Source organism: Martinezella miluonensis (assembly GCF_900094545.1).
GTDB lineage: Bacteria > Pseudomonadota > Alphaproteobacteria > Rhizobiales > Rhizobiaceae > Rhizobium > Rhizobium miluonense.
Genome location: NZ_FMAH01000027.1, coordinates 32,916 through 54,816, shown reverse-complemented (window position 1 = coordinate 54,816; position 21,901 = coordinate 32,916). Strand labels below are relative to the sequence as shown.

Here is a 21,901-nt window from a genome sequence, read left to right as displayed (position 1 = left end):
CCAAACGCACGGGTTCATCCTTCAACTCGGCGGACACGCGCCAATCGAACGCTGGTCGCCGAGACTCGCCAGCGCCATTGGAGGTCTGTCCTGCTCGATGGGTTAGAAGCGTCAGGTACGACGCCCTTCCGCGTTGAGAATGGAATCCTGTTGGCAGGTGCGCATGGCGGGGAGTTGCCGATTTACTAGTGACCAGAAGGTGCTTGCCAAGCAGGTCGACGAACCAGCCAGGTAATATATTTCCAATCCGCTGAGAGAGCTGAAGAAGATCGCCGACGTGAAAAACGGATCAGCAGCCTGATCCCAATCGACTGCCGGCTTTCAGTGAGGTATCGATCAGAGATTGTTCCCGGCAGCCAACAACGGCCCGGATGCGCTATTCGGTGGAGCGGGTGGTATCGGTTTGTCGACTTTTATGACATCGTCGTGATGACCGATCATGAAACGCTACCCGCAATGCCCTCCTAAATTCCGGCGATCTCACCTGACATACGGCACTGCTTGAATAAATAGTATTTGTCCCATTTCGGTGATGGCCGGGCGACGCAAGGCGTAGATCATTCCGGCTTGTCTGCTATGCAAAACAAGAGGCTCACGCCAAGGCTCCTGGGCGAAATGGATGGCACCTATCGCCTCGCCTTCCTCTACCATTTCGCCGACCTCGTGATAGGCCTCCCAGACGCCGTTGGCAAATGCATACCCGTACTGCTTATTGGGCAGCCGGCTGTAGAAATGCGTCGCGGGGGCGGGCTCGACGGTGATCGGCTCGCGCAACAGGCCGATTTCATGCAGGAGGCGGGCGAGCCCAACCTCTGCACGACGAAGCGCATCGACAGAAACGTAGCCAGCCCCACCGAGTTCGGTGGCAAATCGTAAGACACCGAGACGATCTGCAGCACCTATCGCCTTCTTGTCGTGATCGAACAGACCGTCGAGCACAATGCTCACCGGCATGGCGAACACCTTGAGCAGATGCAGTAGATGATCCATAGCGGCCTCATCACGATGAGCATACACATGAGCAGACGGCAGGAAGTAGTTTGCTGTGCCGCCCGAATGAATGTCGAGCAGGTAGTCCACACCTGGCAGCAGCACCTCGTTTAGGAGGTAGGCAATTTCCTCGGTCGGCGTGCCCCGGGGATCACCCGGATAGGCGCGGTTGAGGTTGCCGTCATCGAGCGGCGAAGTTCGAGAGCCGGCGTAAGCTGCCGGCGCGTTGGTGGCATTGAGGATGATGATTTGGCCGCGGACGTTTTCCAGCTTCAACGAACGCATGAGCTTCATGGCCATGACCTGGCCCTCGTACTCATCGCCATGGACGCCGCCGAGCAGAAGAACTTTCGGACCATCGCCATTCTTGAAGGTAGCAACAGGAATCGGAATGAAGCCTGTATTGGTGCTGCTAGATACATTCAGTCGTAACCATCCCCGTTGATGGCCCTCGGCATTGAGATCAAGATCGGTCCAGATGCGTGAAGCGCCGAAATCAAAAGGTGGGCGGACCTGTGTGGAGAATTTGGAATGGGTCATGGAACTATCGTCCTGTGGTGAGTTGGCAGATGGAACGTATGAGAGACGGCGAACGCCGTGCTGCAGTGCGAAGCTATAGCCGTGCAGCAGCGTCGAGCCCGGCTCGCAGTCGTTGGATTTGGGTCAAAAGCGGGGCGATTGCTCTTGCAGTCGCACGCGCGCCGATCTCACCGGTGAAGAAGAGATGGCCGCCTGGGATTGAGGTTGTGAGCTTTTGAAGGTGATCGCTCACAGACGACAGATGTCGCCATAGGGTTGCCAGTTTTTTGGGGTCGGCCTGCACCTCGGGCGGCACCCATCTCCGCAACACGCTCTGGACGTTGAGGAAGTTCCAGTTGGCCGCATCGGTGAAGGCATGCCGGATATCATTCGCCGACTGCGGCACCAGGCACGCTGTTATCGGGTAGAACTGGTAGTCAAAATTGCCGAGGTCTTCCACGGCGGCTGCGACATCGATCACGATCTGACCATCCTGCCAACGTTTCTGGCCGCCGTTGATGTTCAGAGGATGGTTCACCCTGAACATGCTCTCATATCGGGCATGGTCAAAGACTGGCCGGCCGTTAATGGCGGTTTGTTCGGCAATGGCTAGATCAATCCACTGCGATGGGCCGCGGGTTTCTCGCAACCCCTCCGGGCTCAGTCGGAAACTGGCCTCGATATCGGTGTTCAGGAACAGAGGGGGCGTCGCGGCCAATGAGAAAAAGGCACCCACCTCAAGACCTTCCGCAATGGCCGCTTCGTTGAACCGGCGCACGATATACCCTGCCATACTCCAACCTAAGAGCAAGACATTTGGGCCAAGTCCATTTTCGTCGATCACTTGTTTTGTAATCCCGGCGGCGACTTTGGCCCAATCCGCCAGGGTCATAGCCGGATATAGCCGATCGTAGACGGGGTGATCGGAGGGATAAGAAATAGCGACGAGTCCAAACCCCTCCTGAGCTAGCCAATGATCCAGAAAATCGTCGGCGCGAAGATCGGGATGACCATAGGCGATGCGAGCGAGGTGTCCTCCGCCCGGCAGGAATACAACCAGCGGCTTGTCAGTGGATCCCCGACGAAAATAGGTCAATGCCGAGTACCGGGTGGCGTTACAAATACGCTCGCCAGGTAAAAGCTGCGAGCCGCATGTTGTTGTATGTTCCATGAAGTCAGCTCTTGCACTTCGCGTTTAACTGAGCCGAGGAGAGACCACAGGAATGCGCGACTTCGTCGTGGAAGCTCAGACGGCGATCGGAAAAGCGCCCTTTCGGTCGCCAAATTCCAAGTGTCACTTGACGATCAGGCCGGTGATGTCTTTGCTCAGCGCCTGAGCGGCATCCTCGGGCGTTTGCTGAAGCGTCACCACTTGCTGCAGACGATCCGCGAACAGTTTGTCGATGCGTGCGGTATTGGGGCCTTTGAACACGTACCACGCGTTGGCGTAGGGAATCGAGGCCAGCGCTCCTGTGATGGCGGGATTGGCCCTATAGTAGTCGCCCAGCAAGTCGGCACGGTTCACCGCCACTTGATTGGCAGGCATATATCCCGTCTTACGGCCGAGGATGTTTTGACCTTCGGGGCCGGCTACGAAGGACATGAATTGCCAGGCGGCCTGTTGGCGGGCAGGGTCTTTCGTGTGCAGGACAGCAGCACTACCCGATGTCGGCAGTTTTGCTCCGGTGGCAAATGGAAAATGTGCAGTACCGATTTCGAATTTACCCGCCGCCTGTTTGGCGAAACTCTCAAGGCTGCTGCTGGAGTCGGCCAGAATAGCGACCTTGCCGCTGGCATAGGCTTGCCGAACCTGGGCGTCGGTCATGTCAAGTTTTGCCTGGCCGAGTTCACCGAAGCGACGGTACAGGTCGAACGCTTCCCTACCTTTTGAATCAATGAACGTCACCGCCGTACCGTCCACATTCCCGAGCGAGCCACCACGGCTCATGATGTAGCCCTGTGTCATGAAGGCATTGTATCGCGTGTAGGCGCCGAGGACGTCGGGATGCGCTTTTTGAATCTTCTGCGCGACAGCCAGGATCCCGTCCCAGTCGGCGGGCAGTTCCTTGTTTCCACCCTGGGCCTCTGCCACCAGGGTTGCGTTGTAGAAAATAACCGGGAAGGAATAGGCAACGCTGAGGCCATACACTTTGCCGCTGATCGTGGTGGCGCTGGTGACAGAAGGAGAGTAGCGCTGATTAGTCCATTCCTTATCGGCGGCGATGAGCTGATCGACCGGCTGGATATGACCGGCATCCGCCAATAGCTTCAAATAATTGAAGCCTTGAAACGAGATATCCGGCAGGTCGCCGACAACAGCCTGGCGCATGGTACGCTGAATGGTGTCGGTCTGGTCGCGCTGCGGCGTATCGAGATCCACACGGATGGTCGGATGCTCGGCTTCGAACGCAGTCTTCAATTCCTTGAACATGTCTGCGAAGATCGACGGTGTGGTGTCCACCTTGAGCGTGATGTTATCGGCATGAGCCGGCAGCATGAGCGCAGCGCAAGCAATGAGCGTGGTTCCAAGCAACTTCAAGGACATGCTTCGTTTCTCCGGTAGTGGCCGCCTGTGACAGCCCGTTGCTTTTGCGCCGGCTTTCTGCAGGCGGTTGAAGGGGCTAAAGTTTCAGGGCAGCAGCGATGATGCGCAGCCCTTGCTCGACATGGCTTCGGTCAAGCGGTGAACTTAGGGACAGTCGCACCGCGTTCGGCACGGGCGTGTCGTCGACCGCAAACAACTCCGCCGGGCGGATCGCCACGCCCTTGTCCTTGAGTGACGCCACCAGTTGATGGCGGTCCTGCTCTGGAGGAAGGCGCAGCCAGACGTGCATCGCGCCTGGCTTGGACACGAGGTCTGCTCCCGACAAGAGCGAGGAGGCGAGCTCTTCCCGTTTCTTGCTCTCGTGGCGGATTGCCGTGCAGATCTCCTCGGCGGTGCCGTCGCCGATCCAACGCGTTGCAATCGCTGTGGTGAGGGGATTGGGCGCCCAGAAGGAGAGTTTATGGGCAGGGCCGATGACCCGTTGCGTGTCCGCTACGGAAGGGCCGGCGACATAGGCGAGGCGCAAGCCTTGCGCGACGCATTTGGTCAGCCCCATTACATACCAGGTGATATCGGGGGCGATGGATGCGATGGGCGCCGGCGATCCCGGATGAAGCCGCCCCAGCGCGTCGTCCTCAATGATGGCTACGCCATAGTGCCGAGCGATCTCGGCGATCTGTCGGCGGCGCGTTTCGGACATGATCGCCGTCGTTGGGTTTTGATCAGTAGGATTGCAATAGAGAGCTTTCGGGCGAAGATCGCGGCACGCCGCCTCGAAAGCATCGGGGATTATCCCGTCATCATCAATCGGAAGTCCCTTGATCCTGACATGCGCGCGACGGCCAATTTCCCGAAGCGCGCCCCATGAGAGGGCTTCGGTGAGCAGCAGCCCGTTTTGGCCGACGAGCGCTTCCAGTAGAAGCAACACAGCGCCTTGCGTGCCGTTTGTAACGGTCATCCTGCCGGTCGCGATTTGATCGCCAAGTTTGGGCTCCAACCATTTGAGTCCGGCCTCCTGATCGGATGGTGTCCCGCCCGAGGCAGATGTTCGCACAAGCATGTCCAGGTGCGGATTAGCGGCTAGCTCCGATAGGCTGGCGCTCAGCCTGGCCCGGAAAATGGGCGGCGTTGGAGGTATCGAGCGCGTGAAGTCGGCAACGATCGGAGCGTCTGCCTCAAGGGCTGCTTGTTCAGGCATCAATGCTATTCCAGATTGTGATGTTGGATGGGCGGCCAAATTCATTTGACAGCCCCGTGAGTGAGCCCCTCGATGAACCACCGCTGGGTGGCCAAAAAAGCAATCATCAGTGGCGCAACGACGAGCGTCGCCGTTGCCATGAGGGGGCCGAAGTCAGTGCCGATGTCTTCGTTGCGGAAAGCGACGATCCCGAGCGAAGGCGGCGTCAGCGTTTCGGAATTGACGACGATCAACGGCCAGAACAAGTCGCTCCAGTGGTCGACGACGTCATCCAACACCGGCGTCAAGTCAACGCCATTGGAAACGTGGGAGAAATTGACTTCACTCATAAAAGAGCTCTTTCGCCATTCATTCTAGACTGCTATACAGAATATCGTTCGCAGCCGTGCTATCAGTTCATTGTGAATGTGATGTGACAGCTAGCCAGGTGGCAGAGAAGGAGATACGGATGGCGAGTTCCGGGATGGCATTGTGGCGTCAAATCGGCGAGACTCTGGCAGAGGAGATCGAACGAGGAGACCTGCTGACAAATCAGCGATTACCGTCGAGCGAAGTGCTGGCGGCAAGGTTCGGCGTCAATCGGCACACCGTACTCAAGGCGATCGGGCATCTTCAGGCAGAAGGCAAGGTGCGCATTGAACGTGGCCGTGGAGCCTACGCTGTCGTTAACCCGCTTCAGTACAACGTCGGACCTCATCAGCTGTTCGAACAAAACCTTGTCGGGAGCAACCTCGTGCCGTCTCGCGCGGTTCTGTCCGTGGTGGAATGCTACGCTCCTGGCGATGTGGCAGAGGCGCTCCAGCTACCGAAGGGCCAGCAGATACTTTTGGTCACTATACTTGGCGAAGCCAGCGGCGCGCCGCTCAACTTTGGTAGCCACTATTTTGCGAATTCTCGCCTCCCGGGGATCGAGGGGTTGTTTCGCGCGCTAGAGGGAAAAGGCAGTCAGCAGTTCTCATTTTTGTCGCTGTTTCGGCAATGCGGCGTCGACGAATACCGCCGAAAAGACGTTCGCATTCGCTCTCGCATGCCTTCCAATGACGAAGCGCGCCACCTGAATATTCCTGCCGTCGAATATGTCCTGACGACCCTTGTCGTCGGTGTCGGTCCTGCGCAGGTTCCTCTGACCTACGCGGAAACAAGCTTCGCCAGCAGTCGCGTCGAACTGAAAATGGAATTTTGATCAGAAGAACTAAGGACGTCCAACTCCTAAATGTTTCGCAAATGCATCGTCAAACGTGATCTTGTTCGCGTCATGGCAGCCCCCCGCATCGGGCTTCTTCGGACGAACGCCCTCGACGAGGCGGCCGCCAATCGACAGCGAGCCCGACGTTTGCACATCGAGATCTGCAAGGATCCATAGCAGCGCCGACTTGCTGCAGCACCGTCGGGAACTCCTCATCCGCAACTTCCAGCGAGACATCCCGAAACACGGATATAGGACCGAAGGACTTGGTGACCTGGTGAATTGCGATTTCCCAATTTGAAGCTTTCCGATCGATCAGTTCGTGTCGGATCTTTGCACTTTCGAACGTTGGGTGAAAACGATTTGACCGGCCTTCCAAACGGTATGGACAACCGGCATCCGATCAACGATCTGCACGCGTACAAGGTCGGCACATAGCCCCTTCTCTATCGCTCCCCGATCATCCAAGCCAAAAAGTTTCGCGGGTTCGCGCGTTGCAAGGGCGACAGCTTTCGGCAAAGACCATCCAAAGTCATCTGTCCTCAGCAGGAAGATCGCCTGTAGAAGACTTGATGGGACATAATCCGAGCAGAGAACGTCAAGCATATTTGCTCGTACGATGTCAGAGACCGCAACCATTCCATTATGAGATTTCCCTCGTACGAGATTTGGTGCCCCGCAGATGATTTTCTGATTGTGATTGCGCGCAGCTTCAACGGCTTCCATTGTCAGCGGAAATTCGCTGACTGTTGCGCCTAGCGACGCCGCGTGCTCAACGTGTGAAGCCTTGGTGTCGTCATGGTTTGCAACGACGATTTCACGCTGCTGGCAAAGTTCTGTAATGCGTTCGCGCCGCGCAATTGCCGTATCGAAATCTTCATCTGCCGTGGGTCCGAACGGGATGGCTAGAGTTCCATTCGGAAGTCCGCGGCGTTTCTCATGCACCTTGGCGGCTCTTGCAGGAGCCTCCCTCGCCGGAAGATCGTCAATTATAGTAACAAACTTGAGATTGGCGTTATCAACGAGTTTTTCAAAAAGTTCGATGCTTTTCGTTTCGACAATGTCGCATCGGATATGGAGAAAGTGATCTGCTTTGAGCAGGCCATGTTCGCGAGCCGCGTCTAATGCCTTGACGGCTGGAACAAGCAGTTCTCTGCGCGTTTTGTTCCCTGCCCCTCCAGCGAGCAGAGAATCGAATACGGTCGTTGTACCTGTGGCAATCATCGCTGCGTCATGCGAACACAAGGCCGATGTCAAATTCCACATGACGCCGCTACGCGGCATGGCATGCTTTTCGAAATGATCCGTATGGACGTCGACAAAGCCTGGCAGAAGATAATCTCCGTTTAGATCGAGGCCGGCCTCCTGACTGCCCTCCAACACTTCAGCAATGAATCCATTCGATATCGAAACCGAGCCCTCGAATTCGCGATCGGGTCCAACGATTCGCGCATTGCGCAAGATGAATTGTTCGGTCATTTCTTTAGCCTTTCGTTTTTCTGGCTGCTGCCATAAGAGATCAGCGGGAAAAGCGGGAACCGCCTCGCAAAGCGTGTGCTAGCCGCCCTGGATGCAAAATGAGAAATTCCGACGATATGTTGCCGCTCTGGCGCAAGATACTCATCGAGTTGGAAGAAGGCATCGGCAAGGGACGGTTCGCTCCCGGAGAGAAACTTCCAACGGAAGCCGCACTTGCGGCGCACTTCGGCGCAAACCGGCACACGATCCGGCGCGCGATCGCACGCCTGCAAGAAAGAGGTATCGTGCGCTCCGAGCAGGGCCGGGGAAGCTTCGTGCAGGAACAGATGCTGGTTCACCGCATGAATTCGCGCGCACGCCTCAGCCGCACCTCCGAAATCCGGGGCAAGCAAAGCGGGCGTATGGTCCTTGGGGCGGGCAGGGTTAGAGCGACCCGTCATGTAGCAAGAGCCTTCGGAATCAATATCGGGACGCTTGTCGAACGGGTCGAGACATTGCGTCTCGTCGATGATCGTCCGGTCTCCGTCACGACCCATTTCTACCCGTTGCCGCGCTTCGAAGGAATTGGCGACAGGATCGCCGAGCAAGGGTCGGTGACTTCGGCCCTCAAAGCATTCGGTGTAGATGAACTCAGGCATGTCGAGTCGCGCATCTCTGCAAAAATGCCCAATCAGAAAGATGCTAAGCATCTGCGCCAACCCATGACGCGTCCAGTCCTTCAAAGCGTCAACTACAGTGTTGATCCAGACGGCAGTCCCGTTCAGCTCTCCATCGCTCGTTTCGTTGCATCCGCCGTGGAGCTGACGGTCCATTACGACCTCGCTCATACAGCCCCCTGAAAGTCGGAGAGCTGGATCTTGCGGGTGACAATTCTGTCGGATGTCTCCTGGTCGTGAAATATCCCAACGATCGTCGATCCCCGTGCGAGAGCTTCATCGATGATCTCGATCACTCGCGAACGGTTGACTGCATCAAGCGAGGCGGTCGGTTCGTCGAGAAGCAGGATGTCGTAATGATTGATAAAAGCCCGCGCGATATTCACGCGCTGCTGTTCGCCACCGGAAAACGTCAGCGGAGAAAGGGTCCACAGCGATGGCTCGATATCAAGACGCTCCAGCATTTCGGCCGCACGGCGCTCGGCAACCGTATGGTCCACACCTTGAGATCGCAGCGGTTCAGCCACCACGTCGAGCGCCGAAATCCTCGGAAGGACGTTCAGGAACTGGCTGACATAGCCAAGCACCGATTGGCGCAGGCCGATCACCGTCCATGGATCAGCGGAAGCAACATCAACATAACCGTCCGCGCTTCGGACCAGAATCTCTCCCGATGTCGCCTTGTAGGTACCGTAGATCATCCTCATCAGCGTGCTCTTGCCCGTGCCGGAGCGGCCGGCGAGGCCGAGGCATTCGCCCTGGCGCGCCGAAAGGCAGACGTTGCGGAAAATATCACGCTCCACCGCCCGTTCATGAAGATGAAAGCGCTTGGATGCGTTTCGGAGAATGAGCGTGTCGTCAGAGTGCAATGCCATGTTAAATCCTCAGCGCGGCTCCGACGAGAAGCTGGGTGTAGGGATGCTGCGGGTCCTCCAGGATCTGGTCGGTCAGTCCTGTTTCGACGACGCCTCCCCGGCGCATGACGACGAGTCGCTGAGCGAGTACGCGCGCGACGGCGAGATCATGAGTAACGACGACAGCGGCAATCTGCAATTCCCGAACAAGTTGACGCAGAAGGTCGAGCAGTCGAGCTTGAACCGATACGTCGAGACCGCCGGTCGGCTCGTCCATCAAAAGAAGGCGAGGATTGGTGACCAGGCAACGTGCGATCTGAAGGCGCTTCTGCATACCGCCCGAAAACACTGACGGTACCGAATTCAATCGATTTCCCGGAAGTTCGACACGCTCAAGCCAATCCGCCGCTTTCTCTCGCAGCTCTTCGTAGCGCCGCTCGCCACTGGCCAGCAAAGGCTCGGCTATATTGCCCCCCGCCGAGATATGCATCAGCAATCCGTCTCGCGGGTTTTGGTGAACCAGCGCGACATCACTTTGCATCAGGCGTATTCGTGCGAGTTCGTCCGCCTGCCACAGGTCAATCGGCCCTCTTCTCGACATGATTTCCACGGAACCGGCGTCCGGCCGCATTTGCCCACCAAGGCACCGCAGCAGCGTCGATTTCCCGGAACCGCTTTCGCCGACGATGCCGAGGACCTCTCCTCCCCTGACTGCCAGGGAAATATCATTGCATGCATGCACGTTGCCGAATTTCACGGCGACATTACGGGCCTGCAGGATGAGATTATTGTCGTGAAACGTCACTGAGCGTCTCCTGAAGCTTCCGCCTGGCGCGTTTCGCAATAATCAGTATCGGAGCAGATGAATTGCACCTGGCCGTCGTCGCCGGTGACGAGTTCGTCCAGGTAACTGTGGTCGGAACCACACAAGACGCAGGTGGCATTCCATTTCTGCACGGTGAACGGGCGATCGATGAAGTCGAGACTGCGAACATCGGTGTAAGGCGGTATCGCATAAACGCGCCGCTCGCGGCCTGCGCCGAACAGCACGAGCGCAGGGTTCTGGTGAAATTTCGGATTGTCGAACTTCGGAACTGGCGATGGCGAGGACACGTATCGGCCATTGACCTGGATAGGATAGTCAAACGATGTCGACACCTGCCCGTGCCGGGCAAGATCCTCATAAAGCACGACGTAGAGGCGACCATAATCGCCGAAGGCGTGCATCGTCCTGGTTTCATTCACACGAGGATTAATACGCCGCAGAGGATCAGGTGTTGGGACCTGCACGACCAGGATCTGCTCGTCGCTGAGAACGGTTTCGGGAATACGATGCCTTGTCTGTACGATTGTCGCCGTCTTGGCCTCCGTCGTAGTTTCGATCCCGGCCACTCGCGTAAAAAAGTTTCTAATACTCGTCGCATTGGTCGCGTCGTCGGCACCCTGGTCGATGACCTTGAGGCGATCCTCTCGACCGATCAGCGATGCCGTCACTTGAATCCCTCCGGTTCCCCAGCCGGGTGGGAGAGGCATCTCCTTGCTGGAAAACGGAACTTGGTGGCCCGGTATCGCAACAGCTTTGACCAAGGCGCGCCTGATGGCACGCTTGGATTTTTCATCCAGGTAGCCGAAATTATAGTCGTCGGAAAAATCATCGTCTTGTTCAGGGATCATATCAAATGGCCTCCTCTTCTGTCTCTTCGTCAAGGGATGCGACGCTAGCGCGCAGCTCCGCGATCGAAAGCGATTCCGCCTGGTAATCGACGTAGTGAGGCAATTTGAAATGCTGGACCAGACCAGAGGAATCGAGATTGTCGAGGTGAAGCAGGACGAACTCCTCGTCTTGCGCGGGATATTTCGGTTCGTCTCCGAATTCTCTTGTGCGCATGCTGAGGTCGAGGATGCACATAGCCATTGCCCGGCGCTCGTTACGTCCAAAACTGAGCCCGTAGCCCTTGATGAAGCGCGGTGGATCTTCTTCCGTTCCAGAACCTACCCGTTTAGCAACCAGCTCGCACTGGGTCACCACGATTTCGCCGATCGCGACCGTTTCTGCGATCTCCGGGATTTCGAGAGAGATGACGACGTCACCAATCCGCATGTCTGAAAGAAAAGGGTGCATTCTTCCAAAGCCACGCAGGCTTGAATAGGCAAGGCCGGCAGCGAAGCCTTCGTCACCGCGCGCCAAGGCCTGCAGTCGCGCGTCTCTTGTTGTCGGGAACGAAAGAGGGTGCTCGGTGATGTCCGCGACCTTCATCCCCATCGGTTCCGCCGTCGGTTCCATGAAACGTGTCATGGCTGTGCCGGAGAAACTCTGGCTTGTAATGGGAGATGTCCCCTCTGTTTCAGAGAAGGCGTCCTCAGACGTTTCCTCGGGAAGCTCGCTTTCGCCAATCAGGGAGAAATCCAACAGCCGGTGCGTCCAGTCGTAGGTCGCACCAAGGATGTTGCCACCCGGTGCGTTCTTGAACGTCGTCGAGAGTTTGCGGTGAAACACCATATTCGTCGTGTCGATCGGCTTGGATGTGCCGATGCGCTGCAAGGTGGCTCTATAGGCGCGCAGGAGGTAGGCGGCTTCCACGAGATCTCCCTGCGCCTGCTTGACAGCGAGCGCAGCAAGATCAGGGGCATAAAGCGATCCTTCGGCCATGACCCGGTCCACGGCCAACCCGAGTTGTTCGCGGATGGCCACGGCATGGATCTCGGGAATTGATGGATCGCCACGACGCTGTTTCGCCAACAGCTTATGGGTCGCGGCAATGGCCCTTTCACCACCCTTGATTGTCTGAGCCATGGTTTCAGGCGCTCCTTGTCGTGCGCGGCAGACCGCAGATCGAAAGGTGATCCGCCAATATGAAATCGACGCCTTGGGGGAATTCGTTTTGTCGGTGATGCCTGTCTGCCCAGAAATCGGGAGACAACCCATCGACAAGCAAGCTGATATCGCTTCGAATGCCGGGGCCGGTCAGACGAACACGGTCACCTTGCCTCAAGGAATTGACATGCAATATCACGGTTGTGCCGGTATGCGGCGTACGCGGATCCACCGGCCGCAGACGCTCGAACGGTATGCTTGCCGCACCGTTTGCGATAGCGTAATCGGCCTCTTCCAACCGATCTACGACACGTACGCCCGTATGAAGTTCGAGGTAGGACCTCGTTGCCGTATTGTCGTGATAGGCATCAAGCCAGACGGAGACGCCGCTATCGAACAAGGTGATCGCCACGGCTGCGATGGTAGCGCTCATCGGGCCTGGTGGTTGAGCTTCGGCCGACAATGCGCGCGGCAGGCCGGGCCGAGCCATGGCTTGCAAGATCTTACGGAAAATCCGTTGGGAATCGTGGACTGGATCAGTCAGCCCGGCTGAAGGTAGTGTCGTTGTCATGCCTTGATACCTGCCGACGTGATCGAGAAGCTGACTTTGCTTTCTGCCACATCCTGTTCCTTTGTGCGGCGACGCGCTTCACGCTTTTCCGGAAGCTTTGAGATCGCCTGAAGGAGGCTTTTGGAAATTTCACTATCGATTTGGGTCATGGCGTCGATCAGAGCCACCAGTGTCGCCCGGCGCCGGGCGCGCCCAATAACGTAGCCCGCGCCAACCACTTCAGTGTCGGCGATTTGGAGGACGCATCTGGTTATGCCGACTTCTCCCAGATTGAATGGCTGGCCATCAGCTGTGACCCGACCCTGCACCATTGTGGAGGCGAATTCGGGGGTGGTAATCCATTGAAACCGAGGCTCGCTTTCGACCATCTTCCAAACGTCATCCAATTCATTTGGCGATGCCAATGCGAGCGTCGATATGCGTTGCGCGCGCTTCATGTGTTTTCCAATTAAATTCATCTGATATCGCCTAGCTTTAGAGCCCAGCGCCTTATGTCCTTGAAGAGAACATTATGGGCTGGCAATTTGGTCGGAACCCGGGGCTCAGCATGCTGCAATTCCGGGTCTTGACGGATTTTCCCCAGCCAGACCCGGTCGGAGAAAACCTTCTACAATGTTTAAGCCTTCAACAGAGCCTGGACATCCGACACCATCTTTCCGATAGTTTCTTCCGGCGTCTTCTTGAGCGCGACGACCTGTTGCATATGATCACGGATCACTATCGGTATTTTCAAAGCATTTTCGCCCGACCAGTTATACCACTTGGTAAGGAGCGGGAGCTGTTCAACCATCGTGCGTTGAGCAGGGCTCTTGTCGTAGAACGATTTCAGGTACCGCTCGTCGTTGATGACGCGGTCGTTTCCAGGAAGATACCCAGCGCGCTGCACCATTTCGGTCGAGCCGACCGGTCCAGTGACGAACTTGGCGAACTCCCACGCAGCCTGGAGCTTTGCATCGCTCTTCGCATGGATCATTACGCTCGCGCCGCCACCGGGGATTGTGCCGTTTTCCGAACGAGGAAATGCGACAACCTTGATCGGGAAGCGATCGCCTGTACCATTGGTCAACTGGGTGATGCGCGAGCTGGACGCGATCAGAATTCCCAATGTTCCGGCGGTGAAGGCCTGATAGGCCTGCGACACGGTCATGTCGATCATGCCGGCTTCACCGAAACCACGTAGCCATTTGAGAGCCTGCAGGCCTTCTTTGCCGCCGAAAGCCACCTTTCCCTCAGGGGTGGCGATCGAACCACCTTGTGCTTGCACCCAGGAATGGAAGCAGAAATTATTGTCGTCAAAATAATAGTCGGCATAAAGCCCGTTGATGCCGTTACCAAGCGCCTGAATCTTCTTCTGAAGCGCGATGACTTCATCCCAGGATTTGGGCAGGTTTTCGGGGTCACCACCGGCACGTTTTACAAGCTCGAGGTTATAGTAAACGCTCTTGATCGCAATAGTGAATGGCAGGCAATAGGGTTCGCCGGCGACGCTGCCAAGACTTAGGATAGAGGACGTGTAGCCGGAGGCCTGCCAATCCGCTTCTTTTGCTATGAGGGGCTTCAACGGCGCGATGACCTTGCGCTCGGCAAGAAGTTCGACGGTGTTCAGGCCACCTATCGTCAGGTCTGGCATACCACCCGCAATCGCGGCACGCATCGTCCTTTGTGCGAGGTCGCCGTAGTCCGTTGCTGCTGCCACGATTTCTACCTGGATGTCAGGACGAACTACTGCGAACTTGGCTACGATCTCTTTCATGATCGAATCATAGGTGCTCGCATACGCATATTGTACGCCTAGCTTCACACCACCTGCCCCTTGGGGAAATGCCGATACTGTGGTGCTGGCCAAAACGCCAACGGCGGTGGTCATCAAAAAGCTTCGACGATTGAGATTCATGACAATTCTCCGTTTCTGGATTGACTGCCGAATTTGACCTAAGCTTGGTTCGAATCCGTGGCGGCAAGGGTCTCCATCGCCCAATCGCAACGGTCGGTGATGATGGCGGCAATGCCGAGCTTGGCGATTTCGCGCAGCGCATCGGGACTGGTCGATGTCCGTGTGCTTGAGAGAGGTGCGGCAACCGCAATCGTGGCGTAGCCTTGCGCATGCAGCTTGGCGATATGATCCGGGACGTAGTCGCTGGCGAGGAGGCGGATGCAGCTCGCCTTGACCTCGCTTGCCATTTTCAGCGGATCCAGCCCCCTGTTTGCATGGATCGATATTGCGACTTCAGGAAAACGGGCTCGGATCGCACGGGCGAGCTCGAACGTGTATGCCGTGAAAATGATCCTTTCCGTCAGGCTCGCGCGCTCGGTCACGCCGGCGATCACCTGGAAATCCTCGACGCTTGCACCCTTGGTGTCGATCATCACCGGCATGTCGCCGGTCATCTGCAGAAACGTCTCGTATTCGAGCAAGGCCGGAAACGCAGCCCGGGCCTCCTCGATCGTCACCTCTTGGATGCGAAGATCGGATCCTGCCACGCGCAGAAGATCCTCGTCGTGGAGGCAAACCACGCGTCCGTCGGCGGTGACATGCACATCGGTTTCCACCGTGTCCGTTCCGGCTTCGAGCGCTAGCTCGTAGGAACGCCTTGTATTTTCAAGCGCGATTTCCGGCAGGCCGCGGTGAGCGATAACGAAAGGCCGCTGCAGTTTGCGCGGCAAAGGTGACCATATGGACAAGAGTGTGTTCCTTTCTAAGAAGACACAACCAGCGTGGAAGAATTGCGGCTCGGTATCGCCACGATCGATAAACCTTCTGTGACACCCATCCCGACAACCTTGAAACTTGTCTGCTCAAAGACCGTAACAGTTCCACCGATGGAATGCGTATTTCACCGGAAGCAGGCTCGCATGTGCTGGAATGGCAGCCCGCATCTGGCGGGATATCGCCCGCCTATGGACAGCGAAGTCAGACAGGGAATGACATTTGGGTGACGGAGAACTGGACAACACGGCGATTTGTTGAGGCAAAGAACTCGTCGAAACGATGTGTCGATTGCGACGTGGATATCATCGAGCAATAGAACGATGGTGTTCTTTTTACGCAGGAATGGCGAAATGGCCTTTTGGATTTCGAAAATGACAAGCTTTTCCATCGGCAGCGTCGTTGAGACCGTTTCCGGCCAGCGCGTTCACGAACTGAAACTTCAGCAGCAAGAGACACCGTTCATAGCGGATACGAACGGGGACTTTGATATGGGGCACATTTATGTACAGGAGTTCCGTCTCCAACAACCGACGACCCCAATCCCACTGTTGCTGTGGCACGGCGGAGGACTGACTGGATCCGTATGGGAACAGAACGCGGACGGAGCGCCAGGTTGGATGACGCGCAGCCTAGAACGCGGCCACGACGTTTTCTGCTGCGATGCGGTAGGCATGGGCCGTTCGTCTTGGGCGCATCTGCCTAGCCTCTATAACAAGCAACCGATTTTCCGCTCGAAGGGCGAAGCGTGGTCATTGTTCCGCATCGGGACGCCACAGTCTTATTCTTCGCGAAGGGCATTTACAGGTAGCCAGTTCCCAGTCGAGAACTTTGACAGTTTTACAAGGCTTATCGTTCCTCGATGGACCGATATGGACGAGATGAACATCAATGCCTATAACCAGCTTGTGAAGCGTGTCGGCCCATGTGCCATCGTCGCCCACAGTTCAGCGGCACTTTACGCCTACGAAGCATTGAGACGCTGGCCGAACTTGGTGCGCGCAATCTGCCTTGTCGAACCTGGCTTTGCTCCACCTTGGGAGATCGGGATGGCAAACAATCTTTTACGCGACACCCCGGTCCTGCAGATCTTCGCCGACAACATAGCCGGTCATGACCACTGGGAAACGCACTGGCGTCGTGCGCGGGCAGGTTTTGATAACTTTCCCAGACATCCTCAATCCAGGTGGCTTGACCTTCCGGAAGAAGACATATTCGGAAACACTCATTGTCCGATGAGCGATTCCAACTCGGATCAGATCCTTGATATCGTACTCGACTGGCTGGAATCGCTCCCTCAGTAGAGGTCTCGACCAGGAAGCCGCTGGTGAACACGGCCTCAAATATCGGCGAGCCAGTCTGTTTGCATCAGCCTGTCCTGCGGCTTGCTGCGCGACATGAGCTCGACGCCTTTTCAAGGAGATGCGCCGCGGCAATCGCTAGACAAATTACATGGTTGTCGAAACTACTGTCATCGACGGGTCATCTGTGGACTCGATAGCATTGCAGAGCATCATGTTGAAGCCGAACTTCAAAGCGGTGTGTCAGCTGCACCCTCCCATCGCGCCCTTCTTTAGGAAGATAAGCATGAAATCAGCCAAATTGCTTTTGACCGCAATAGCCGTGACGATTGGCTTCTGTAACTCGGCCTTTGGGGAAACTAAGCTCGCAGTGCTGTATGCATTTCCAAGCCAATACAAGGAGGTTTTGGAACAGCTCGCGAGCGAATTCCACGCGAAACATCCGGATATCAGCATCGAATATAAGCAACCTGCGGAAACCTATGACACTGGCATAGTGCAAGTTCTGCGTGACTCGCTCATCAACGAAGCCCCCGATGTTTATTTCAATGGCCTTAATCAACTTCGGGTTCTGACGGGAAAGAATCAGGCCGTCCAACTGGACCAGTTCGTTTCGAATAAGCAAGAGTGGGCGCAACTCGGTTACACGCCATCGACACTGGCGGTCGGCCAAGTTGAAGGCAAGGTCTACGGTTTGCCGTTCACACTCGCCATGCCGATCCTTTATGTCAACGAGAACCTGTTGAAAAAGGCCGGCGGGTCCATGGCGACCTTCCCGCGTGACTGGGACGCTATCGTCGAACTTGGAAAAAAGATGACGGATCCCGCCGAAGGCGTTGTCGGCTTTGTCTATCCGCACGACTTGAGCGGAAACTGGGGTTACCAGGCGCTTGTCAACAGCGCCGGAGGTTCCATGGGATCTGCTGACGGTTGCACGGTATCGTTCTCCGACGAACACGGAAAATGGGCGCTCGAACAACTGCAGGCCTTCCGCAAGTCCGGAATGCCCGACATGGGCTGGGCACAAGGCCGACAGGCGTTTTCCGCCGGAAAGCTCGGTATTTATATGGCGTCTAACGGTTCGGTCGCGCGGTTCGAAAAGGAAGCTGTCGGAAAGTTCACGGTGAAGACTGCGCCGCTACCAATTCCGGCAAAAGAAGGTCGGCTACCCCCCGGTGGCTCCGTCGCCATGATTCTCGCAAAAGACCCGGCAAGACAGAAAGCAGCGTTTGAATGGGTCAAGTTCGTAACAGGCCCTGAAGGCCAGACGCTTATGACAGAATACACCGGCTACCTACCAGGAAACGACTTGGCGCTGCGGGACGACAAATATCTCAAGGGGTATTTTGATAAGCGCCCCAATCTGAACGCGGCTATCCTGGAGCTGCCGTTCATGACGGGTTGGTACAATTGGTCGGGCCAGAACAGTGCCAAGATCGTCGATGTCATCCAAAACCACATCAACGACGTAGCGAGCGGGCGTACCACCGCAGAGACGACCTTACCGAAAATGGCAAACGAGGTTCAAAAGCTTTTACCCGGCGCCTGCCCCAGATTTTAGGTTAAAGGCGATTTCCCCGTGCACCTCGGCCGTATCCAACACTGTAAGCGTGGAGATCGCTTTTCCCATTATGCTATGTTCGATAGGGCGGAAACCACTTCTTTCGACCTGAAGAGTGTTTGGCCGTCGCATCGAAGATAATGGTCCTCGGTGCGACGGGACCGGCTGATCGATAGATTTTTGCCACCGTTGCCGGTTACCTGCGTGACCGGAGGCGTTGATTGCCCCGCCGTTAAGAAGAAAGAAAGTCCTCGATCTCGTTAAGAACGATTTGTCGGGCGGCATAATGGGCATTGTGTGCCACGCTCGGCACAACGAAGTATCGCGCGTCCAATTTCAGGCTGAGCAGTTCATCCTTGTTGCTCGGCGGGACAAGCCAGTCCAACTCTCCCGAAATTGCGAGCAGCTTCGATGTGAGTCCGCTGATCTGGGGACGGACATCAAAATCAGTGCCCATCCAAAGCCGTTTATGTACCTTGATGTCGATTTTCCGAGAGGGATCGGCGGCGACCGCGAGAGCTTCTTCCGCAGATACTCCTTTCCGATAGGGTCCGGCCAACGCGAACTTTCCAATTCTCCATTCGAGCTCACTTTTAAAGCCGTAGCGGAGTTGTCTCTCGACCATTTCTCGCGATCCTGCGAGCGCATCCGCCGCCCCACGGCGTTCAAACTCGCTCATCGCAATATCCTCGAATTCGTGGTGACCTGCCACTGAGAATTTACTCCAAAGTTGATTAGAGCTTGGCCTCACGTGCTCCTATAGAGGAGATTTCTGGTGCAAACGGGAGTCAGACAGTGGGAAATTCGTTGTGTTCTTCCCTTTGCAAGGCAACGCAAGCCTTAAGCGCGGTAACGAAACATTCGAGTCGACGCCGGGCAATGGACTCATTGCCGATGGGATAGCCGATAGCGACGTCCGCTTTGTCGGACCACGCCAACATCTGGTGATGATCATCGAACAGAAGGAAATGATCAACCGACTGCGTGGAATGCTCGAGACGCCTGCCCGCGGTCCAATCGACTTCAACCCCTCTATCGACCTGACCTAAGGATCAGGCCTAATATTAAAGGATCTTGACGAGGCTAACTTTAGCGGATTGGCGCGGGACGCTGGATTGCGACAATCGCCGCAGGCGCTGTCGAACCTAACCAACGCCATAACCAGCCTGCTCCTGGAAACCGTGCCGCATCGTTTCTCCGACGAACTCGGCCGTGCCGCCCCGTGTCAGGGTCAGGTGCAGCATCGTCAGAGTGTATGGGCGAACAAAAATTGTAGTGAAGATTAACTACACTGCCCCACGGGGCTCGAGGGTATTAGTGTATCGCCTGGATCAACGCTTGGTTTCGGGAGAGATGTCAATAAATGACGCGCATTCCAAAGGGTTGTCAATGGCGGAATAAAAACCGGCCATAGGGCGGCGCAAAAGTCGGCCACTTTGGCGCGCGGCTAAGTTCGCCAGGAGGGGGACAGGCATTGAGCTCCATTCGAAATACGGTAATTGCCACCTCATTTGGTTGGCAGTTATCTCATCGTCAACCCGGCATGATCTCGAAGCTATCACGCTTCGCGAGGCTCGCAAGGGTTCTTTGAATGTCAGCCTTGAGTTGCGCAAGCTCCTCGCCGGGGAGAAAGTACGACTCGATCAGCTTACGATCGAGCGTCAAAATGGAATCCTCCGGGAGCGGGTCGTTGCCGTGGCGACGAATGATGTTCCAGTGAACATGCGCCCAGAGGGAGGATCTCGTTGCTGGGAAGCTAACGCTTCGCACTTATTGCCTGGTTGACATAATTCTTGTAATAATTACCCAGGAATTCGGTCGTCTCGACCGTAACTTGGTTGTTTGGCAGATATCCGATGTTATCCTGCGGGTCGGCATAAATCTCCGCCGGCGGGGCGATCTGCAAGAGGTTGCCCTCGAGCATCACCGCCACCCGGTCCGACATGGTCATCGCTTCCGACTGGAAGTGCGTCACATAGACGGCTGCTTCGCACTCAATGTCATTTAGCCGAATGGCCCGCCACAGAATTCTTCAGGTTTTCATCGCACGAGCTCCGTCTCTTGTGACGCGATCAGTCGGTCGGTCACACCATTCGCAAGGTAATCGCGGCTATCGCAACGGCGATTCCACAGACAAGGTACAAGGTGGCCTCTGCAGTTTCGGGCATTGCGAGTGGCATGAGGAAAATCACCATCCCGAACAGGCCGGTCAAAAGCGTCGTGAACGCCTGAACCCGCCCGACGACGTCCGTATCCGTCACGCTCAGCAAATGTCCGTTCGCGGCTGATCGCGTAACACTCCACGCCATGCCCGCAAGGCTATAGACGATGATGGCAGTCAAGGGTGTCGTCACGAGCGAAAATACCACCAGGGAAAAGCCGGTCATGGTGAGAAGAAGCAGGGTGTGCTTCTCGATGTAGCGAATGCACCGAGGCAGGCTTGCGATAGCGACCGCTGCTGTTCCGCAGATGGCCGCCACCATTTCGAGCGTGCCGAACAAGCTGCTATCCCCGTTCAGTGCACGCACGACGAAGCCGGGAAGCAGCAGATTGGTGATCTTGATGACGGCGAAGGACACACCCACAGTGACAGACGCAACAAGGCAGGTCGGATTTTCTGCCAAATACGCCAAGGCTTCCCGTGAAGAAGCTAGGACTCCCTTGGGCGGAGACGACCTGTTTTGACGATCGGGCATTTCGATCATCCAGATCAAAATCATGCTAGCGGTAGCCATGGCGCCAAAGCCGACGGCACTCGCCGAACTCCCAAACCAGGCGATCGATAGTCCCGCGATCCCGGTGCCGGCGGCCAAGCCGACCTGGCGGGCAATGGACAACCTCATCACGAAGGCAACCCGCTTCTCCCGAGCGACGATGGCCTGCAGTAGTCCGGATAGTGCTCCGTCCTGCAGGGAGTATCCCAGCGAACCAAGTCCACTCGCGGCCATTAACAAGAGTGCACCGGTGATGCCGTCCGCAAACGGTGCCGGGGCAACCAGCAACAGCGCACCCGCGCGTACGGTTTGGCCGAACATGGCCACTTTCCGCCTATCGCGCCGATCAACGATATGTCCCGTCAAGGGAGCGAGAACCAGGGCTGTTACACTGGACGATAACAGAACGAGGCCGACCAGCCGCGAGCCTCCGATATGAAATGCCACCCATGACGGCAGAACAATTCCAAACCCAACAAACAGAAATGACAAGAATGAGATTATGACCAGGAGGGCCGTATTTGATTTCATGACGCAAATTTTATCGCTTTGACGGCTTGGCGCGGGATAATCCTGAGACCGGTCGGACGCCCGCTTTCCATAGCTCTAAATTCATTGGCGGCTTGGGTGAGATGCGCCTCGGGCCTTGGCTGAGGACCAATTTTCCGCCTTATTGGGCTGGGCGGCGGAAACGACAAACCTCGGGCATAAAAAAGGCCCCGTCAGGAGCCTGCTTACCGCGCATGGGTGCTTCCGCCGAGTGGTTACGCCACTCTGCCCATGCGCATTCCTACCACCACAAGAA

At 56.4% G+C, this 21,901-nt stretch carries 22 protein-coding genes and 1 pseudogene; 5 read left to right on the top strand and 18 right to left on the bottom strand.

All coding sequences use genetic code 11. The annotated features are described in order from the left end of the window. Positions 1-480: 480 nt before the first annotated feature. The 5 genes from GA0061102_RS20500 to GA0061102_RS20480 all read right to left on the bottom strand — a co-directional run bounded on the left by GA0061102_RS20500 (position 481) and on the right by GA0061102_RS20480 (position 5,581). Entirely contained in the window at positions 481-1,530 is a 1,050-nt protein-coding gene (locus tag GA0061102_RS20500) for a M14 family metallopeptidase (RefSeq protein WP_092852662.1), read from the bottom strand. Between the two features lie 73 nt (positions 1,531-1,603). Beyond that, the gene (locus GA0061102_RS20495; protein ID WP_139115082.1) at positions 1,604-2,680 is read right to left on the bottom strand and encodes an alpha/beta fold hydrolase; all 1,077 of its coding nucleotides are present in this window, start codon (positions 2,678-2,680) and stop codon (positions 1,604-1,606) included. Between the two features lie 123 nt (positions 2,681-2,803). After that, the gene (locus GA0061102_RS20490) at positions 2,804-4,054 is read right to left on the bottom strand and encodes an extracellular solute-binding protein (RefSeq protein WP_092852658.1); all 1,251 of its coding nucleotides are present in this window, start codon (positions 4,052-4,054) and stop codon (positions 2,804-2,806) included. A 76-nt stretch (positions 4,055-4,130) separates the two neighbouring features. Beyond that, positions 4,131-5,252, bottom strand: coding sequence for an aminotransferase-like domain-containing protein (locus GA0061102_RS20485; protein ID WP_159432185.1), 1,122 nt, complete (start codon positions 5,250-5,252; stop codon positions 4,131-4,133). A 41-nt stretch (positions 5,253-5,293) separates the two neighbouring features. Beyond that, on the bottom strand, positions 5,294-5,581 hold the full coding sequence (locus tag GA0061102_RS20480) for an ABC transporter permease family protein (RefSeq protein ID WP_208858672.1): 288 nt from the start codon (positions 5,579-5,581) through the stop codon (positions 5,294-5,296). Positions 5,582-5,700: 119 nt separating this feature from the next. On the opposite strand from GA0061102_RS20480, the gene phnF (GA0061102_RS20475) reads away from it, so the two are divergent. Further along, the gene (phnF, locus tag GA0061102_RS20475; protein ID WP_092852654.1) at positions 5,701-6,435 is read left to right on the top strand and encodes a phosphonate metabolism transcriptional regulator PhnF; all 735 of its coding nucleotides are present in this window, start codon (positions 5,701-5,703) and stop codon (positions 6,433-6,435) included. Between the two features lie 318 nt (positions 6,436-6,753). Here the strand turns inward: phnF (GA0061102_RS20475) and GA0061102_RS20470 are convergent, their stop codons facing one another. Continuing rightward, positions 6,754-7,917 carry an alpha-D-ribose 1-methylphosphonate 5-triphosphate diphosphatase gene (locus tag GA0061102_RS20470; RefSeq protein ID WP_092852652.1) on the bottom strand — a complete coding sequence of 388 codons (1,164 nt, stop codon included), beginning with the start codon at positions 7,915-7,917 and terminating at the stop codon, positions 6,754-6,756. A 98-nt stretch (positions 7,918-8,015) separates the two neighbouring features. On the opposite strand from GA0061102_RS20470, the gene phnF (GA0061102_RS34080) reads away from it, so the two are divergent. Further along, positions 8,016-8,756: a phosphonate metabolism transcriptional regulator PhnF gene (gene phnF, locus GA0061102_RS34080; protein WP_092852650.1), complete on the top strand. Its 741-nt coding sequence runs from the start codon at positions 8,016-8,018 to the stop codon at positions 8,754-8,756. Here the strand turns inward: phnF (GA0061102_RS34080) and phnL are convergent. The 8 genes from phnL to GA0061102_RS20425 form a co-directional block, all read right to left on the bottom strand. Continuing rightward, the gene (gene phnL / locus GA0061102_RS20460) at positions 8,741-9,448 is read right to left on the bottom strand and encodes a phosphonate C-P lyase system protein PhnL (protein ID WP_092852648.1); all 708 of its coding nucleotides are present in this window, start codon (positions 9,446-9,448) and stop codon (positions 8,741-8,743) included. The genes phnF (GA0061102_RS34080) and phnL overlap by 16 nt on opposite strands. Before the next feature lies 1 nt (position 9,449). Then, on the bottom strand, positions 9,450-10,208 hold the full coding sequence (gene phnK / locus GA0061102_RS20455) for a phosphonate C-P lyase system protein PhnK (RefSeq protein WP_208858676.1): 759 nt from the start codon (positions 10,206-10,208) through the stop codon (positions 9,450-9,452). A 20-nt stretch (positions 10,209-10,228) separates the two neighbouring features. Beyond that, a complete protein-coding gene (locus GA0061102_RS20450; RefSeq protein WP_092852644.1) occupies positions 10,229-11,101 on the bottom strand; it encodes an alpha-D-ribose 1-methylphosphonate 5-phosphate C-P-lyase PhnJ in 873 nt (290 codons plus the stop codon). A 1-nt stretch (position 11,102) separates the two neighbouring features. Then, on the bottom strand, positions 11,103-12,221 hold the full coding sequence (locus GA0061102_RS20445; RefSeq protein WP_092852642.1) for a carbon-phosphorus lyase complex subunit: 1,119 nt from the start codon (positions 12,219-12,221) through the stop codon (positions 11,103-11,105). A gap of 4 nt (positions 12,222-12,225) precedes the next feature. After that, the gene (phnH, locus tag GA0061102_RS20440; RefSeq protein WP_092852640.1) at positions 12,226-12,813 is read right to left on the bottom strand and encodes a phosphonate C-P lyase system protein PhnH; all 588 of its coding nucleotides are present in this window, start codon (positions 12,811-12,813) and stop codon (positions 12,226-12,228) included. Beyond that, complete coding sequence (phnG, locus tag GA0061102_RS20435) at positions 12,810-13,250, bottom strand: phosphonate C-P lyase system protein PhnG (RefSeq protein ID WP_159432183.1); 441 nt, start codon at positions 13,248-13,250, stop codon at positions 12,810-12,812. The genes phnH and phnG overlap by 4 nt, the downstream gene beginning before the upstream one ends. Before the next feature lie 179 nt (positions 13,251-13,429). Continuing rightward, positions 13,430-14,707 carry an extracellular solute-binding protein gene (locus tag GA0061102_RS20430; protein ID WP_092852636.1) on the bottom strand — a complete coding sequence of 426 codons (1,278 nt, stop codon included), beginning with the start codon at positions 14,705-14,707 and terminating at the stop codon, positions 13,430-13,432. A gap of 38 nt (positions 14,708-14,745) precedes the next feature. Then, the gene (locus GA0061102_RS20425; RefSeq protein WP_159432182.1) at positions 14,746-15,495 is read right to left on the bottom strand and encodes a glycerophosphodiester phosphodiesterase; all 750 of its coding nucleotides are present in this window, start codon (positions 15,493-15,495) and stop codon (positions 14,746-14,748) included. A 378-nt stretch (positions 15,496-15,873) separates the two neighbouring features. On the opposite strand from GA0061102_RS20425, the gene GA0061102_RS20420 reads away from it, so the two are divergent. Next, positions 15,874-16,824, top strand: coding sequence for an alpha/beta fold hydrolase (locus GA0061102_RS20420; protein WP_159432181.1), 951 nt, complete (start codon positions 15,874-15,876; stop codon positions 16,822-16,824). 283 nt (positions 16,825-17,107) lie between these two features. Next, on the top strand, positions 17,108-18,382 hold the full coding sequence (locus GA0061102_RS20415; protein ID WP_159432180.1) for an extracellular solute-binding protein: 1,275 nt from the start codon (positions 17,108-17,110) through the stop codon (positions 18,380-18,382). A gap of 232 nt (positions 18,383-18,614) precedes the next feature. On the opposite strand, the gene GA0061102_RS20410 is transcribed toward GA0061102_RS20415, so the two are convergent. Next, the gene (locus tag GA0061102_RS20410; RefSeq protein ID WP_092852630.1) at positions 18,615-19,061 is read right to left on the bottom strand and encodes an alpha/beta fold hydrolase; all 447 of its coding nucleotides are present in this window, start codon (positions 19,059-19,061) and stop codon (positions 18,615-18,617) included. A gap of 130 nt (positions 19,062-19,191) precedes the next feature. Between GA0061102_RS20410 and GA0061102_RS33580 the strand changes: the two genes are divergently transcribed. Continuing rightward, on the top strand, positions 19,192-19,431 hold the full coding sequence (locus GA0061102_RS33580; protein WP_245298078.1) for an AraC-like ligand-binding domain-containing protein: 240 nt from the start codon (positions 19,192-19,194) through the stop codon (positions 19,429-19,431). A gap of 484 nt (positions 19,432-19,915) precedes the next feature. Here the strand turns inward: GA0061102_RS33580 and GA0061102_RS33895 are convergent, their stop codons facing one another. From GA0061102_RS33895 to GA0061102_RS20390, 3 genes and pseudogenes are all read right to left on the bottom strand, one after another. Beyond that, positions 19,916-20,047 (bottom strand): hypothetical protein, encoded by a 132-nt coding sequence (locus GA0061102_RS33895; RefSeq protein WP_280949835.1) that lies wholly within the window; start codon positions 20,045-20,047, stop codon positions 19,916-19,918. A gap of 195 nt (positions 20,048-20,242) precedes the next feature. After that, a pseudogene (locus tag GA0061102_RS32665) lies at positions 20,243-20,363 on the bottom strand (glycerol-3-phosphate ABC transporter ATP-binding protein); the annotation flags it as partial. Between the two features lie 103 nt (positions 20,364-20,466). Next, positions 20,467-21,627: an MFS transporter gene (locus GA0061102_RS20390; protein WP_092852624.1), complete on the bottom strand. Its 1,161-nt coding sequence runs from the start codon at positions 21,625-21,627 to the stop codon at positions 20,467-20,469. Between the last annotated feature and the right edge of the window lie 274 nt (positions 21,628-21,901).

Bases quoted from the DNA above. Each gene is read 5' to 3' on its own strand.
- GA0061102_RS20500 (WP_092852662.1), bottom strand. From the start codon at position 1,530: ATGACCCATTCCAAATTCTCCACACAGGTCCGCCCACCTTTTGATTTC.
- GA0061102_RS20495 (WP_139115082.1), bottom strand. From the start codon at position 2,680: ATGGAACATACAACAACATGCGGCTCGCAGCTTTTACCTGGCGAGCGT.
- GA0061102_RS20490 (WP_092852658.1), bottom strand. From the start codon at position 4,054: ATGTCCTTGAAGTTGCTTGGAACCACGCTCATTGCTTGCGCTGCGCTC.
- GA0061102_RS20485 (WP_159432185.1), bottom strand. From the start codon at position 5,252: ATGCCTGAACAAGCAGCCCTTGAGGCAGACGCTCCGATCGTTGCCGAC.
- GA0061102_RS20480 (WP_208858672.1), bottom strand. From the start codon at position 5,581: ATGAGTGAAGTCAATTTCTCCCACGTTTCCAATGGCGTTGACTTGACG.
- phnF (WP_092852654.1), top strand. From the start codon at position 5,701: ATGGCGAGTTCCGGGATGGCATTGTGGCGTCAAATCGGCGAGACTCTG.
- GA0061102_RS20470 (WP_092852652.1), bottom strand. From the start codon at position 7,917: ATGACCGAACAATTCATCTTGCGCAATGCGCGAATCGTTGGACCCGAT.
- phnF (WP_092852650.1), top strand. From the start codon at position 8,016: ATGAGAAATTCCGACGATATGTTGCCGCTCTGGCGCAAGATACTCATC.
- phnL (WP_092852648.1), bottom strand. From the start codon at position 9,448: ATGGCATTGCACTCTGACGACACGCTCATTCTCCGAAACGCATCCAAG.
- GA0061102_RS20450 (WP_092852644.1), bottom strand. From the start codon at position 11,101: ATGATCCCTGAACAAGACGATGATTTTTCCGACGACTATAATTTCGGC.
- GA0061102_RS20445 (WP_092852642.1), bottom strand. From the start codon at position 12,221: ATGGCTCAGACAATCAAGGGTGGTGAAAGGGCCATTGCCGCGACCCAT.
- phnH (WP_092852640.1), bottom strand. From the start codon at position 12,813: ATGACAACGACACTACCTTCAGCCGGGCTGACTGATCCAGTCCACGAT.
- phnG (WP_159432183.1), bottom strand. From the start codon at position 13,250: ATGAAGCGCGCGCAACGCATATCGACGCTCGCATTGGCATCGCCAAAT.
- GA0061102_RS20430 (WP_092852636.1), bottom strand. From the start codon at position 14,707: ATGAATCTCAATCGTCGAAGCTTTTTGATGACCACCGCCGTTGGCGTT.
- GA0061102_RS20420 (WP_159432181.1), top strand. From the start codon at position 15,874: ATGGCCTTTTGGATTTCGAAAATGACAAGCTTTTCCATCGGCAGCGTC.
- GA0061102_RS20415 (WP_159432180.1), top strand. From the start codon at position 17,108: ATGAAATCAGCCAAATTGCTTTTGACCGCAATAGCCGTGACGATTGGC.
- GA0061102_RS20410 (WP_092852630.1), bottom strand. From the start codon at position 19,061: ATGAGCGAGTTTGAACGCCGTGGGGCGGCGGATGCGCTCGCAGGATCG.
- GA0061102_RS20390 (WP_092852624.1), bottom strand. From the start codon at position 21,627: ATGAAATCAAATACGGCCCTCCTGGTCATAATCTCATTCTTGTCATTT.